This is a genomic window from Rhodococcus sp. NPDC055024 (genome assembly GCF_053608585.1).
In genome coordinates, this window is the sequence record NZ_JBSGVT010000002.1 from 20673 (window position 1) to 35739 (window position 15067).

The 15067-nt window shown below is 63.6% G+C and carries 15 protein-coding genes; 4 read left to right on the forward strand and 11 right to left on the reverse strand.

Features of this window, described 5'->3' with window-relative positions:
• Positions 1-42: 42 nt before the first annotated feature.
• The 3 genes from cydB to ACWF6P_RS06545 form a co-directional block, all read right to left on the reverse strand.
• The gene (gene cydB, locus ACWF6P_RS06535; RefSeq protein WP_003939727.1) at positions 43-1086 is read right to left on the reverse strand and encodes a cytochrome d ubiquinol oxidase subunit II; all 1044 of its coding nucleotides are present in this window, start codon (positions 1084-1086) and stop codon (positions 43-45) included.
• A gap of 9 nt (positions 1087-1095) precedes the next feature.
• Entirely contained in the window at positions 1096-2595 is a 1500-nt protein-coding gene (locus tag ACWF6P_RS06540) for a cytochrome ubiquinol oxidase subunit I (RefSeq protein ID WP_452620456.1), read from the reverse strand.
• A gap of 154 nt (positions 2596-2749) precedes the next feature.
• The gene (locus tag ACWF6P_RS06545; RefSeq protein WP_452620457.1) at positions 2750-3613 is read right to left on the reverse strand and encodes an aminodeoxychorismate lyase; all 864 of its coding nucleotides are present in this window, start codon (positions 3611-3613) and stop codon (positions 2750-2752) included.
• Between the two features lie 79 nt (positions 3614-3692).
• Here ACWF6P_RS06545 and ygfZ point away from each other — a divergent pair, with 79 nt between their 5' ends.
• From ygfZ to ACWF6P_RS06565, 4 genes are all read left to right on the forward strand, one after another.
• Complete coding sequence (gene ygfZ / locus ACWF6P_RS06550) at positions 3693-4814, forward strand: CAF17-like 4Fe-4S cluster assembly/insertion protein YgfZ (RefSeq protein ID WP_452620458.1); 1122 nt, start codon at positions 3693-3695, stop codon at positions 4812-4814.
• The gene (locus ACWF6P_RS06555) at positions 4811-5479 is read left to right on the forward strand and encodes an MOSC domain-containing protein (protein ID WP_378446596.1); all 669 of its coding nucleotides are present in this window, start codon (positions 4811-4813) and stop codon (positions 5477-5479) included. The genes ygfZ and ACWF6P_RS06555 overlap by 4 nt, the downstream gene beginning before the upstream one ends.
• Positions 5476-6429, forward strand: a complete 954-nt coding sequence (locus tag ACWF6P_RS06560; protein ID WP_452620459.1) for an asparaginase — start codon at positions 5476-5478, stop codon at positions 6427-6429. The genes ACWF6P_RS06555 and ACWF6P_RS06560 overlap by 4 nt, the downstream gene beginning before the upstream one ends.
• A 202-nt stretch (positions 6430-6631) precedes the next feature.
• On the forward strand, positions 6632-6835 hold the full coding sequence (locus tag ACWF6P_RS06565) for a DUF3073 domain-containing protein (protein WP_003940337.1): 204 nt from the start codon (positions 6632-6634) through the stop codon (positions 6833-6835).
• Positions 6836-6983: 148 nt separating this feature from the next.
• Here ACWF6P_RS06565 and purM read toward each other — a convergent pair whose 3' ends face one another.
• The 8 genes from purM to ACWF6P_RS06605 form a co-directional block, all read right to left on the reverse strand.
• A complete protein-coding gene (gene purM, locus ACWF6P_RS06570; RefSeq protein ID WP_003940225.1) occupies positions 6984-8063 on the reverse strand; it encodes a phosphoribosylformylglycinamidine cyclo-ligase in 1080 nt (359 codons plus the stop codon).
• A 207-nt stretch (positions 8064-8270) separates the two neighbouring features.
• On the reverse strand, positions 8271-9017 hold the full coding sequence (locus ACWF6P_RS06575; protein ID WP_003939813.1) for an AIM24 family protein: 747 nt from the start codon (positions 9015-9017) through the stop codon (positions 8271-8273).
• Positions 9018-9030: 13 nt separating this feature from the next.
• Positions 9031-9708 carry an AIM24 family protein gene (locus ACWF6P_RS06580; RefSeq protein WP_003939918.1) on the reverse strand — a complete coding sequence of 226 codons (678 nt, stop codon included), beginning with the start codon at positions 9706-9708 and terminating at the stop codon, positions 9031-9033.
• Between the two features lie 3 nt (positions 9709-9711).
• Positions 9712-10320, reverse strand: a complete 609-nt coding sequence (locus tag ACWF6P_RS06585; protein ID WP_020970622.1) for an AIM24 family protein — start codon at positions 10318-10320, stop codon at positions 9712-9714.
• A 192-nt stretch (positions 10321-10512) separates the two neighbouring features.
• Positions 10513-12090: an amidophosphoribosyltransferase gene (purF, locus tag ACWF6P_RS06590; protein ID WP_003940541.1), complete on the reverse strand. Its 1578-nt coding sequence runs from the start codon at positions 12088-12090 to the stop codon at positions 10513-10515.
• A 147-nt stretch (positions 12091-12237) separates the two neighbouring features.
• Positions 12238-12627, reverse strand: coding sequence for a sterol carrier family protein (locus tag ACWF6P_RS06595; protein WP_214883455.1), 390 nt, complete (start codon positions 12625-12627; stop codon positions 12238-12240).
• Complete coding sequence (locus ACWF6P_RS06600; protein WP_452620460.1) at positions 12627-13283, reverse strand: CPBP family intramembrane glutamic endopeptidase; 657 nt, start codon at positions 13281-13283, stop codon at positions 12627-12629. Before ACWF6P_RS06600 ends, ACWF6P_RS06595 begins: the two co-directional genes overlap by 1 nt.
• Positions 13280-15064, reverse strand: coding sequence for an alpha/beta hydrolase (locus tag ACWF6P_RS06605; protein WP_378446598.1), 1785 nt, complete (start codon positions 15062-15064; stop codon positions 13280-13282). The genes ACWF6P_RS06600 and ACWF6P_RS06605 overlap by 4 nt, the downstream gene beginning before the upstream one ends.
• Positions 15065-15067 lie beyond the last annotated feature (3 nt).

A 15067-nucleotide genomic window follows, 5' to 3' on the forward strand; every position in this document is an offset into this window, starting at 1 on the left:
GTTCTTTCGTGATTCGAGTCTTGTGTGATTGCGGGTTTGCCACTACCACGTCTTCTCCTTGAATCGCAGGCCGATCGACGCCGGAATCTGCTTGGAGGAGATGCGTTGACGGAACACCCAGTACGTCCAACCCTGGTAGATGATCACCACCGGCGTCATGAATGCCGCGGCCCACGTCATCACCTTGAGCGTGTACGGACTCGACGACGCGTTCTCGATGGTCAGGCTGTATGCCGGATCAAGCGTCGACGGCATGACGTTCGGGAACAGCGAGGCGAACAGCAGCACGACAGTGGCGATGACGGCCACACAAGTGAGAACGAAGGCCCAGCCTTCGCGCTCGGCCCGCGTCAGGAAGACGACGCCGATCAGTGCGGCAGCAGCGGCGGCTACCAGAATCCACGTCCATCCCTTGCCGTAGGCGAGTTGCGTCCACAGAACGAATCCGCCGGCGACCGGAATAGCTGGAATTGCCAGCCGTGCAGCAATTTTCACGGCATCTTCACGAACCTCGTCGGCACTCTTGAGCGCCAGGAACACAGCGCCGTGGAGAGCGAACACCAGCGCGGTGGTCAGACCGCCGAGCAGTGCGTAAGGATTGAGCAGATCGAAGAATCCCGACTCGACCTGCTTGTCGGCGTTGATCGCCACGCCCCGAACGATGTTCGCGAAAGCCACGCCCCAGAGAACTGCCGGGACCCAGGAGCCGAAGATGATGCCCCAGTCGCAACGCTGACGCCATTTGTCGTCGTCGATCTTGCTCCGCCATTCGATGGCACAGATCCGAACGATCAAGGCCACCAGGATGATCAGCAGCGGTAGATAGAACCCGGAGAACAACGTCGCGTACCACTCCGGGAATGCCGCGAACATCGCGCCACCGGCCGTGATCAGCCACACTTCGTTGCCGTCCCACACCGGGCCGATCGTGTTGAGCGCTACCCGTCGACGCGTATCGGCCGGGAGGTCACTGCCTCTGCCGACGATCGGCATGAGCATTCCGACACCGAAGTCGAACCCTTCGAGGACGAAGTAACCGATGAACAGTACTGCGACGAGCACGAACCATACTTCTTGAAGTCCCATGATCGCCTCCTAGTACGCGAACGACAGTTGTTTGGGCTTGTCCGGATCTTCCGGCTCGTCATGATCTGTATCGCCCGGCGGATGCATGTCGTGCTCCAACGGGCCTTCCTTCGCGTATCGCACGATCAGCTTGAACCAGACGACACCCAGCGCTCCGTACAGGAGGGTGAAGGTGATCAGCGAAGCCCAGACGGTAGCCGACGCGTGGTCCGAAACACCTTGGTCGACAGTGAGTCTGATCATGTCGACGCCGGTCGGGTTGGGATGCACCACCCAGGGCTGACGGCCCATCTCGGTGAAGATCCAGCCGGCACTGTTCGCCATGAACGGAGTGGGAATCGCGACGAGGCTGAGGATTCCGAACCACTTCTGGTCCGGGACTCGCCCCTTGCGGGTGACCCACAGTCCCGCGAGGGCCAGTGCGGCCGAACCGGCGGCAAGGCCGATCATGGCGCGGAAAGACCAGTACGTGACAAAGAGATTCGGTCGGTAGTTGCCCGGTCCGAAGTCTTGCTCGGCCTGCTCCTGCAGTTGGTTCACGCCTTGCAGTTCGACGCCGGTGAACTTGCCCTCGGCCAACCATGGCAGAACGAACGGCACCTTCAGAACGTGTGTCACGCTGTCACAGTTGTTGTGTGTACCGATGGTGAGGATCGAGAAATCCGGATCCATCTCGGTGTCGCACAGCGATTCCGCCGACGCCATCTTCATGGGCTGCTGCTGGAACATGAGCTTGCCTTGGACGTCACCGGTGTAGATGATGCCAATTCCGGCCACGATCATGACGAGCAAGGCGAATCGTGTTGCCGGGCGGTACATCGTCCGTGCATCGGTTTCGAGACGTTCAGCTTCGGCGGCCTCAGCCTGCTTGGAGCGGCGCATGTTCCGCACCATCCACCAACCACTGATGCCGGCTACAAACGTCGCCGCCGTCAGGAAGGCGCCGGCAACCGCGTGCGGGAAGGCAGCGAGAGCGGTGTTGTTGGTCAACAACTCCCAGATGCTGGTGAGCTCGGCACGACCCGTTTCAGGGTTGTACGTCGCACCGACCGGATGCTGCATGAACGAGTTGGCCGCGATGATGAAGAACGCCGACGCGTTGACGCCGATCGCCACGAGCCAAATGCACGCCAGGTGTACAAGTTTGGGCAGCCTGCCCCAACCGAAGATCCAGAGTCCGATGAAGACGGACTCCATGAAGAAGGCGACAAGGCCTTCCAATGCGAGTGGAGCTCCGAAGACGTCACCGACGAATCGCGAGTACTCGCTCCAGTTCATGCCGAACTGGAACTCCTGCACGATGCCGGTGGCTACACCGAGTGCGAAGTTGATGAGGAAAAGCTTGCCGAAAAACTTGGTGAGCCGATACCAGTGGTCCTTTTTGGTGACCACCCACATCGTCTGCATGATCGCGATCATCGGTGCAAGTCCGATGGTCAGCGGAACAAGGATGAAGTGGTAGACGGTAGTGATACCGAACTGCCACCTGGAGACGTCCAAAGTATCCATTGGCTACTCCGAGAGTAGGGCCCTGGGACAGGCTTCGGGGTTCGAGACGCGGGCAGTCGCTCGGCCCCTGCGGACACGGTACTGCTGTCCGGTTTGGACCGCAGGACTTTGCTACTACCAAATGTAGTAGAGACCTGTCGCGATTCCTATTCGCCTATCGCCCTGCTGAATCCGAATCAATTGCACGTTCAACCAATTCCGCGAATTCCCCGGAGACCTTCGGCTCTGGCAATGCGAGCCCGTCGAGTGTATGGACGCGTGCGGCCAGCGTGACGCTCGAAACCATCCACACTCCGTCAGCCGCAATCAAATCCGCAGGTCGGAGGGTTTCGTACCGGCAATCGAAGCGAGCGCTGCCGGCAACGTCGAACAGGGCACGCTGCGTAGTACCCATCAAAATGCCCTGTGCGGGAGGCGGTGTGATCAAAGTCCTGTCCCGAACGATCACCACCGTCGAGCGTGGCCCCTCCAACACATTGCCCTCGGAACTGACGAAGATCACATCGTCGGCACCCAGATTCGCCGCATATCGAAGCGCTGCCATGTTGGTTGCGTACGACAACGTCTTCGCGCCCAGTAGCTGCCAGGGTGCCCGGGCAGAGAGATCGACGGAGAAACCTCGCTCGAGAGTCATCACCGAAAGCCCCGATTCACGGACCTGCCTGACCCGATCAGCCACCGGGCCGACCATCACGAAGGCTGTCGGCTTGTCGCCGCTCTCACGGCCGCGGGTCAGAACAAGACGAAGAGCGCCTTCCTTCTCTGTCCCCCACTCCTCGGCTGCCATCTCGATCGCCAGACGCCAGTCATCGAGAACGGGGGCGGGCAGACCCAGCGCCCGCGCGCTCAGAACCAGTCGACTCAGATGTCCTTCGACCACCCGCGCGCGGCCGTCGCGTACCAACAGCGTCTCGAAGACTCCGTCGCCGCGCACCACCGCCAGGTCGTCGGCGTGCAGAAACGGTGCGTCAGCATCGAGCACCTCATGGTCGAGAGTCACCAATACGCGATCAGGCATGCCATCAACCCTAACGATCCGCCAAGCCGCCGGGGCCGCCCTGTAACCGCGATCCCGCCCACACTCCTAGACTGGTCTTGTGGTCGACAACGCTCTTGTGCCCAACAGCCCACTTCTGACTTCCCCCGGCGCGGTCACCGCACCGGACGGTTCGGCCGACATCGGTGTCGCGTGGCACTACGGCGATCCCCTCGGTGAACAGCGAACCGCGCAGCGCGCAGCAGTGGTGGTCGACCGCAGTCACAGATTCGTGATCGCCATTCCCGGCGACGAACGCCTCACCTGGTTGCACACGATTTCGAGCCAGCACATCGCCGCGCTCCCCGACGGCAAGAGCGCCGAAAATCTGAGCCTGGACGTCAACGGACGCGTCGAGCACCACTTCGTGCAGACAGACCTGGCAGGTGTCACCTGGATCGACACCGAGGCCGACCGCGGACCGGACCTCCTCTCCTTCTTGAAGAAGATGGTGTTCTGGTCCAAGGCCGAACCCCGAGACGGCAACGAATTCGCGGTCCTGAGCCTGATCGGACCTGAAGCGTCAACTGTCCTCGCCGCACTCGAGGTTCAGACACCCACCGAGGCCTACGACGCTCTCGCGTTGGCCGACGGCGGATTTGTCCGCCGCATGCCGTGGCCCACCGAGAACTCTTTCGATCTCCTCGTCCCACGTGAGCAATTGGCGGCGTGGTGGACCAAGCTGACCGATGCCGGCGCGAAGCCCGCCGGAAGTTGGGCCTTCGAGGCACTGCGCGTCGAAGCGACGAGGCCACGCCTCGGACTGGACACCGACGAGCGGACGATCCCGCACGAGGTCCACTGGATCGGCGGGCCGGCCGAGCACGGCGCCGTCCACCTCGACAAGGGCTGCTACCGCGGCCAGGAAACCGTCGCCCGAGTTCACAATCTCGGCAAGCCCCCGCGCCATCTCGTCATGTTGCACCTCGACGGCAGCGCCGAAGCCGTCCCGGAACCGGGTGACCCGATCACAGCGGGCGGACGAGCCGTCGGACGCGTCGGGACCGTCGTCAATCATCACGAGCTCGGCCCCATCGCACTCGCTCTGATCAAGCGCAACATCCCGGTCGACACCGAACTGATGGCCGGACCCAGCGCCGCGTCCATCGACCCGGACTCGATCGTCGCGGACGACGCACCCCAGGCCGGACGCGAGGCTGTCAACCGATTGCGCGGAAAGTGACGGGCACCGTCGACGCGGTCTGCGTCCTCCACACCGAACGTGACAGTGGCGTCAGGCGAGTCCCGCGAACCGCGATCGACAAGCGTCCCGTCGACGGCCGCGTCGCGGTCGGCCGACTCGGACTCGGCGGCGACTACGTCTGCGACACCGAGTTCCACGGCGGCGCCTTCCAAGCTGTCTACGCCTATCAGCGCGACGAAGCCCAGCGTTGGTCGGACGAATTGGGCCGACCTCTCGGCCCCGGATGGTTCGGCGAGAATCTCCACATCAGCGGCATGCTTGTCACGGACGCCGTGATCGGCGAGCGTTGGCACATCACCGGAGCCGAGGCGTCGGACGTTCTCGAACTCGAAGTGACCGCTCCCCGGGTCCCGTGTGGCACCTTCGGCATCTGGGCCGCCGAAAAGGGCTGGGTCAAAAGATTCACCGAGCGGACCGACGTCGGCGCCTATCTTCGCGTCAACCGGACCGGCACGATCGCCGCGGGCGACTCGGTCACCCGAGTCCACGTTCCGGATCACGGAGTGACTGTTCGCGAGGTCTTCGCCGGAACGGACCCCGAGCGGCTTCGACGGCTGCTCGCAGAACACACCGATCTTGCACCGAACGTCACCGCGCGTGTCCAGAGGTTCATCGAACAAGCAGAAGCGCAGGTGCACTCGTGAGTATCGAATTGGTGGAAGTAGTCCGCTCCGGATTCCGCGAATGCGTGCACCGCGGATCGGCCGTCGTTCTCGGCGCCGACGGCGAGGTCGTTGTCGGACTCGGGGAAATTCACACACCTATCTACCCCCGCTCCGCGAACAAGCCGCTGCAAGCCGTCGCTGCGCTTCGTAACGGCTTTGCACCCACCAGCCCGGAAGAGTTGGCCGTCGCGTCGTCCTCACACGCGGGCGAGGCCGATCACATCGAACTGGTCGCCGCGCTCCTCGCTCGCTACCAACTCGGTGTCGACCAATTGCAGTGCCCGTCCGACCTCCCGGGCAACGAACTGGCCCGAGCTGAACTGATCGCCGCGGGTGAGCTTCCCAGCCCCATCTACATGACCTGCTCGGGCAAGCACTCCGCGATGCTCGCGACGTGCGTCGTGAACGACTGGCCGCTAGAGACGTACATGGAGCCGACTCATCCCCTGCAGCTCGCGATCCAGGAGACGATCTTCGATCTCAGCGGCGAGGAAGAGCAGGAACTCGGCATCGACGGTTGTGGTCTCCCGATCGTCCCGCTCTCGCTCACGAACCTGGCTCGGGCATTCGGACGCCTGCCCTCGGCTGAGCCCGACTCCCCCGAACGAGCGGTGGCCGACGCGGTCCGCGAGAACCCCTTCCTCGTTTCGGGCACGGGCCGCAACGATCAGCGTCTGATGTCCGCAGTGCCGGGTCTGTTCTCCAAGACCGGATACGACGGCATCTACGCCGGAGCGCTTCCCGACGGTTCCGCTTTTGCCCTCAAGATCGACGACGGTCACGAGCGAGCGCTCCTGCCGTTGGCGGCAGCTCTGCTCAAGCGGATGAACACGGAGTGGACCGAGGAATTGGCGGCTCTCGCGTCGGCTCCGGTCTTCGGCGGCGACGCCCGAGTGGGGACGATTCGCGCAATTCCGGGAAACTTCTGAGCAGTTCTCACAAAGTTCTGACGAGTTCTTTCAGCATCCTGGCAGCTCGCGGCCATAGTGAGAGCAATCAGACACGGCGGTGAGGCCTTCGTGGAAGCGGAAGCGACTTTTCCACGCTAGAGTGTGTGTCAGGAAACTTACACACTCAAACGGGGCCGCCAAATTCCCCAGGCCGCCCCGCGAAAGCGCGAGGGGGTCAGCCATGGGCCGCGGCCGGGCTAAGGCAAAGCAGACCAAGGTTGCACGCGAATTGAAATACAGCGTACCGACCACGGATTTCGACAGCCTGCAAAGAGAGCTCGCAGGTGGATCGACCAACTCGCATCGGAGCAGTGTCCGATCGGACCAGACTTCCGATAGGGAAGGGCATGCGCGAGAGGACGACTACGACGACTGGCGGCGTTGACCGCGCACTGCCACCGCGCAGACTGTGAAATGAGGAAGAGCTGATCGCTCTTCCTCATTTTTGCGTTCCATTTTCTGCCTCGCGCCTGCTTGTGCGGAAACAAAACTGCCCCACCGGATCTCTCCGATGGGGCAGTTGACGTTGCGGTTCAGAAACGCGGGTGGTCTCCGGCCAGGAACGCACGCTCTGCAGCGGCGTCCGACGCCTTCTTGACGCTACCGAGCGTCCAGCAGTCGATGTGGCGCGCGGTGAGGACGGCCAGCGCGCGGTCGACGTCCTCGGGCGCGACGACGGCGACCATGCCGACGCCCATGTTGAAGGTCTGCTCCATCTCGGCGCGCTCGACGCGTCCGCGCTGCGCGATCATGGCGAAGACCGGAGCGGGGCTCCAGGTTCCGCGATCGAGTTCGGCGACCAGGCCCTTGGGCATGACGCGCGCGAGGTTGTTGGCGAGGCCGCCACCGGTGACGTGGCAGAAGGTGCGCACGTCGGTCTCGGCAGCGAGTGCCAGGCAGTCCTTGGCGTAGATCTTGGTGGGCTCGAGCAGTTCCTCACCGAGCGTGCGGCCGAACTCGTCGACGTGTGCGCTCAGGTTCATCCGGTCGATCTCGAGCAGGACCTTGCGAGCCAGCGAGTAACCGTTGGAGTGCAGTCCCGACGAACCCATGGCGATGACGACGTCGCCGGGGCGAACGCGGTCCGGTCCGAGCAGCTTCTCGGCCTCGACGACACCGACGCCGGTGGCGGAGAGGTCGTAGTCACCGTCGGCCATGATGCCGGGGTGCTCGGCGGTCTCGCCACCGAGGAGAGCGCAGCCGGCCTGGATGCAGCCCTCGGCGATACCGCTGACCAATTCCGCGACACGCTCGGGGATGACCCGGCCGACGGCGATGTAGTCCTGGAGGAACAGCGGCTCAGCGCCACAGACGACGAGGTCGTCGACAACCATGGCGACGAGGTCGAGTCCGACCGTGTCGTGCTTGTCCATCGCCTGGGCGACAGCGAGCTTGGTTCCGACGCCGTCGGTCGATGCGGCGAGCAGCGGCTCCTTGTAGTCACCCTTGAGGGAGAACAAGCCGGCGAAACCACCGAGGCCACCCATGACCTCGGGGCGGCTGGCCTTCTTGGCCAGAGGGGCGAAGAGTTCCACCGCCCGGTCGCCTGCGGCGATATCGACTCCTGCTGCCGCGTAGGAGGCGCCTGCGGTGCGGTGACTGTCCTCGGTCATCGGGTTACTACTCCAGCCTTGTATTTCTCGCGAGCACGTATTGCTCGTGCACAGGTAAGTGGTCTTGCAATGTGAAGTGTTTGCAATCCTCGTGACGCGAGATGGATCGTTCGACTCGAGACCCAGAGCGCGCACACAAATACCGACGATTACGCCCATACGCTACCGGACCGGCCCCCTCGGTGAGACCTCGCGTACCCCGAGACGTCAGTTCTGCAGCCGCGCGCCGATCGAGGCGTGCAGTGCGCGCAGACTGTTCTGCCCGAGTGCGACGGTCTCGGATTCGATGTGTTTGAGGAGGTGTCCGTCGTGGACGACCTTCTCGCTCGACTGGATCAGTACCGTCCCGGCTCCGGTGAAATCGAACTGGCGTTCTTCGCCGGTGTTCGCGCCGAACATGCTTCCGCGAACCGCGCCCAGGAAGCTCTGCATCCAGTCGGCGTCGAAGTGGTGGGACGGTGACGGGCAGTCAGCCCAACCCACCAACGCCTGCGGGTCGATACGCAGCGGCGGCTCCGCGAACATGACCGGCCCGTTGGACGACGCCAGGAACTTGCCCGTCCCCAGTAGCGTCAAAAAGCCTGGGACGATGGACTGTTTGAGGTCCAGGCTCGTCTCGAAGGCGAGGAGATTTGCCGCGCGAATCGTGAGGTTGCCGTCGTCGAGGTCGTAGGAATTGATGTTGAATCCGCGGTCGCCGAGGATCAACTTTCCCTGTCCCTGGGCGAGCACCCAGTCGTCCGCGTAGAGCGGCGAAGAGAACCTGGCCGCGACGATCGCCGTCATACTCGTGCGTCCGAGCGGCTCGAAGTTGATGTTTCCGTAGTACGCGATCATCGCGCCCTTGGACGTGAACCACGGCTGCCCGGCCATCTCGACGCAGAAGGCGTAATCGTTGCCCGGGACGTTGTCGTTGGCGGGCAGAGTTGCCGGATTGTGAATTTCGATACCCATGCTCTGTGCCCTCTCAGAACTTCTGCTCGGACGCCTGGACCCAGACGGTGCCGGCGCCGGTCATCTTCAGCTGGATGGACTCCCCCGAGCCCTTGCCGACGGCCTCGCGCCAACCGACGTTCGCGGAGATGTCGACGTTGATCTGACCGATGTGGCACACGTACGCCTGCGGGTCGACGACGACCTGAGGATTGTTCGGACCGACCTGCAACGGAATCGCGCCCCCGTGAGAGAGAACCGCGACGCTTCCCTGTCCGTGCAACTGTGTCGTGAACAGGCCTTGACCGGTCATGGCGCCACGTACCGCTCCGCGCACACCGCCCTGCGACGTGAGAGCGACTATCGAACTCTGCAGGTAACCGTCGTGTGCGAGGAGCCGGTCGGCTTCGACCGTGAGCATCGAGGAACCGTCGAGGTGGATGACCTCGACGTAAAGACCGGCGTGCCCGTAGAAAACCTCACCGTTTCCCTCGGCGGCCATCATGCGTGCGTGTTCGCCGGACATCATGCGGCCGGCCATCCCGGCGATACCGCCCATGTTCGGCATGGCGCCGGGCCCACCGCCCATGCTGTGCGGGATGAAGCGGACGTCGCCGGTGTAGTAGAGCATCGACCCGGTGCGGGCGAGCACGTTCTGTCCCGGTGCGAGAGTCGACTTGACGACCTTGCTGTTCACCAATTCCAACGGCATGGGTCAGCGCTCCTCGGGCTGGATGTAGACGACACCGGATCCGTCGAATCGCAGCGAGAACGCTTCACCGCTGCCACCGCCGATCGCGGAGCGCCAGGTGACGTCGGTGACGAAGCTCTGGTTCAGCTGACCGCGGTGAGCGACGAAGGCGTCGGGATCGGCAACCAGCGGATACTGCGGGCTGACTTCGAGCGCGATGATCGGTCCGCCCTTCGACAGCACGGCCACCAGACCCGTGCCGCTGACGACCGTCGTGAACAAGCCCTGTCCTGAACCTGCGCCGCGGAGACCGGCAAATTTCACGTCGGTTCGCAGTTGGCCGACCAATGCGAGCAATTGTGAGGCTTCGACGTGCAAAGCGTCGTTGTCGAGCTCGATAATCGTGATGTCCTGGGCGTCGACCGCGAAGTAGACGGTGCCTTGACCGCTGACTTCCATCAGGGACAGTGATTCACCTGCCGCCTTCTGTTTCAGCGCGGCACGCAGCCCGCCACCACCGCCCATACCGGCGTTCTTGAAGGTGATCGCACCCTCGTACGCCACCATCGAGCCGTTGATCGCTTTGATGGTGTCCCCCACCAGGTCTGCGACCAGTACCCGGTGCCCATCCATTCTCAGTTGCGCCACGGAGGGCACTATGCCAGATGCTCACGATGGATGCCGTGCCGTGGAACAGATCGCGTCGTGGAACAGAAAGTCGTGAACAGAAAATCTGCCGCCCACATGCTGTGGACGGCAGATTCTCGGCTGTCGAATTTCAGGCTTTCGGTGTTCAGCGCTTTCGGTGTTCAGCGCTTTCGGTGTTCAGGGGCGGCTGAGCGCGCTCGCGTTGTCGTTGTCGCGAGTGGCGGTCGAACCTGCGGTGCTCTCGAGCATCCCCTCGAGGACGTTCTTGCCGATCGACGTTTCCTTGGGGAGCGCGATCGGGTAGGTCCCGTCGAAGCACGCGGCGCACAGACGGCTGGCCGGCTGCTCGGTGGCGGCGATCATGCCTTCGGTGGAGATGTATCCGAGGGTGTCCGCTCCGATGGAGCGACGCACGCCGTCGAGCATTTCCTCGAAAGTCGCGTCCTGTCCGCCCGCTCCATTGGCGATCAACTCGGCCGGTGAGGCGAAGTCGATGCCGTAGAAACAAGGCCACTTGACCGGCGGCGAGGCGATGCGGACGTGGATTTCGAGAGCGCCGGCTTCGCGGAGCATCCGGATGAGCGCACGCTGGGTGTTGCCGCGAACGATCGAATCGTCCACCACCACAAGGCGCTTGCCGCGGATGACTTCCTTGAGCGGGTTGAGCTTGAGCCTGATACCGAGCTGGCGGATCGTCTGCGACGGCTGGATGAAGGTACGTCCGACGTAGGCGTTCTTCATCAGACCCTGGCCGTAGGGGATGCCTGAGCCCTGTGCGTATCCGACGGCTGCGGGGGTGCCGGACTCGGGAACGGGGATGACCAAGTCACCTTCGGCGGGATGCTCGCTGGCGAGCAGACGGCCGATCTCGACGCGGGTCGAGTGGACAGAACGGCCACCGATGACACTGTCGGGACGGGCAAGGTAGACGTACTCGAAGACGCAGCCCTTGGGCGTCGGATTCGCGAAACGCGAGGAGCGAACGCCGTCGGCGTCGATCGCGAGCAGCTCACCGGGTTCGATGTCGCGGACGAACGACGCACCCACGATGTCGAGGGCTGCGGTCTCGCTGGCGACTACCCAACCGCGATCCAAACGGCCGAGGCAAAGCGGGCGGATGCCGTGCGGATCGCGTGCTGCGTACAGCGTGTGCTCGTCCATGAAGGTCAGGCAGAACGCGCCCTCCAAGGTGGGGAGCAATTCCATCGCGGCCTGTTCGATGGTGCTGTCGCCGGCAGCGTGTGCCAGCAGACCACCGATGAGGTCTGAGTCGGAAGTCGCGGCATTGGGGCGCTTGTCGTTGACCAGGCCGGCCGCACGGGTGCGGCTCGCCAGTTCAGCGGTGTTCACCAGGTTGCCGTTGTGGCCGAGCGCGATGCCCGTACCGGCAGTGGTCGTACGGAAGATGGGCTGCGCGTTCTCCCACGTCGTGGAACCGGTCGTCGAATAACGGCAATGTCCGACGGCGACATGTCCTGGCATCGCTGCGAGGGTCTGCTCGTCGAATACCTGGCTGACCAGGCCGAGATCCTTGAACACCAACACCTGGGATCCGTCGGCTACCGCAATGCCGGCAGCTTCTTGACCACGGTGCTGAAGTGCGTACAGGCCGTAATAAGTGAGCTTCGCCACATCCTCTCCCGGCGCCCAAACGCCGAATACACCGCATTCTTCGCGGGGTTCGTTCTCGTCCTCGTCGGACGGGTTCGAAGCGAGGAGATTTGGACTGTTGACCGACAGATCGGCACGAGTCACCGGGCGCTCCCTTTGTGGGCAGGGGTTGGGGGGCATCCACAGTCTACGGCCATTTTGGGACCCGCTTCCCCTGAGGGCAGCCTTGGGCCTCAGATCACTCCGAAGCGAACCGGATGGTCTCTAGTAACTACGCCAACCGCTCTGTCACTACGCCAACCGCAGCAGGGGGAGCCAATGCGCTATTTCGGGAGCGCGGCTACCTGATGCGTCGACTCGGCCGTCACCTGCGGCCTCGGAAAACTCGAGGAGTCCGGTGACCATCTGCAACCAGGTCCGAGCGTCGGTCTCGACGACGTTGGGCGGGGTTCCGCGGGTGTGACGCGGACCTTCGATGCACTGCACCGCAACAAACGGTGGGACCCGCACCTCGACGCTCGATCCGGGGGCGATCTGCTCGAGAGTGCGCGCACTCATCTTCACTGCCGCACCGAGTTCACTGCGCGAAGGCTTCGGCAGTTCCGGATCTCGAAGCCACGGGCCGACGGCCAGGACGGCGGCACGAAATTCGGCGGGGTCGACGGCGCGGCGGGGCGGCATCAGTTCACTCCCTGTCTGCGAGTAGCAATACGAACGGCAAGTGCGCCACCGGCATTCGTGGCCAGGTGGAGCAGGGCGGGGGCAAGCACGCTGCCGCCGCGGCGGTGCAGCCACTCGAACAGCAATGCCGACGCACCGGTGAACGCCACTGCTGCGGGAACGTTGTCGCCGGCGCCGCGGGCGGGGGCGACGTGCCACAGCCCGAAGGTCAGTGCGTGAACGGCCTGCGCGGTCGGCCTGTTCAGTTCACGGTTCCAGACCGCGGACATCGCGCTACGGAACAACAGTTCCTCGGAGAGCACCGTGCCGAACGGGATGTGCAGGACGATCCATTCGAGGAAGTCTTCGCGGCCGTCTGCTCGCTCGTCGGCAGCGAGAGTCGCACGCAAGGAGGGAACGGCCAAAGCGACGCTGTAACCCGTAAGTACTGCGCCGGCCGCGGCTCCGCCGAACTGAGCACCACCACGAATTCCGGTGTGCGCCAAACCGAGTTCCTCGCGGGTGTAACCACGTGCGAGTAGGACGCCGATGGCCGACAGACCGGCCGCGGTGTTGACCACGGCGCGAGTGCGAGCCGAAAGACCGAATGCCGGAAGCACGACGTTGCTCCACGTGATCGCGGCGGCGGAGAGCGCGATCGAGGCTGCTCCCCTCACTTCTCCGGGCCCTCGGATTTCACGGCGACAACCAAAGCCGATCGCACCCGCTCGGTTTCTGCGGCCGTCCATCCCTCGGGCTGGGCAACGCTGATCCAGGCGTCCAGAACGGAGGTTCCGTAATTGTGACCATGACCGTCCGGAACTCCCGCGGCGTTGCCGAGGTCGGCGGACACCTGCCAGAACGTCACGACCGGGAACCACTTCATCGACGGTGAGCGGTCGAATCCCGGTACTTCCTTGAGCCACTCGGGACGATTGAACATCAGGTCGGGCGACCACCACACCACCGGATCGGAAGGGTGCTGGACAAACAGAACTCGCGGCTCCGGCCACGTCATCCCGTCGGTCGGAATGTCTTCGGAGCGATCCGCGAACCGTACGCCGGCCAGGCCGTCCGCGTATACGGGCGCTACTTCGGGGGTGCCGGGATCGCGCCTCTTCTCGATCGAACGCCACAACTGCGTCGCGTTCGGTGGGCCAACCCACAGAATTCCGTCGGCGGTATCGCGCGCCGCTTGCAGTGTGTCGAAGGCTCCGGCGCCGGCCATGACGCCGAGGCTCTCGCCGTAGACCATGAACTTCGGCCTGGTGGCTTCCGGTTCCTGGAGCCATCTTTCGTGCACCCGCTCGATCAACAGGCGTCCGGCAGCTTGCGCCTTCTCCTGGTCGGCGAGGAACGAGATCCAACTCGGCAGGTACGAGTACTGGCTGGCGACAAGAGCAGTGTCGCCGTCGTGCACAAGTTCGATTGCCTGCGCCGCAGTAGGATTGACCCACCCCGTACCCGTCGTCGGAATGACCACGAGAACCTTGCGCTGGAATGCGCCGGTCCTCTCCAGTTCTTTGATGACCAGATCCATGCGCTCTTCGGGATCTTCGGCGCTTTCGAGGCCGGCATACACACGAATCGGATCCATCGCAGGCTTACCGGTTGCCGCTTCGAGTTCCTGCGCGTCGAGTCCGCGCGAGACGAAGTTTCGCCCCTCGAACCCCAACGTGTCCCAGGGAGCAGCAGATTCGGGGCTACCCGATTTCATCGGATCCTGCGGTTCGACGACGCCGTCGCGAGTGGTCGAGTTCTGCAGACTGAAGATCGAGTTGGTCGCTGCATAGATTCCGCGGACCAGGACGCCGTCGACCAGCATGAAGAACAGAACGGTGACAACCAGGACGCCGACACCGTTGGCCACCGACCGTGACCAGTGGAACCGCCGCATCAGCTGTCGGGCAATCAGTTTCACCAGATCGTGGAGGACCCGCCAGATCGAGATGAGCAGACCGCCGATGAGAAGACTCAGTCCGAGTGTTCGGATGTAGCCCGAGGTGGTCGTGCCTTCGGCATCGGTCAGTGCCGCGATTTCGCGTTGCCACCCGGCCGCGTAGACCAGCATGATGATCGCCGCGACGATGGACGCGACCGGAACGAAGACTTTGATCGCGGACGGCACCGGTTCGGGCAGTGGCCACCACCGTCGCCCGCTGAGCAGGTATCGCTCGACAGCCCAGCCGATCGCGGTACCGACCCCGTAGCCGATGGCCGAGTTGATGCCGCCGATCAGACCTTGGAACAGCCAATCTCGCGGCAGCAACGAAGGTGTCAACGACCAGCAGAAGAAGAACGCGGCAAAGGCGATGCCGGTGAAGTCGAGTTTGAGGAGACCCCAAGCCCACTCGGTGAAGCGGTTGTCGAGCTTCTCGAGAGATGCGGGAACAGCCAGCCGCAGGTGGTGTTCCTGCGGCTGGCTGTCAGAAGAAGTCAGTTCTCCGGAATCGACCATCTA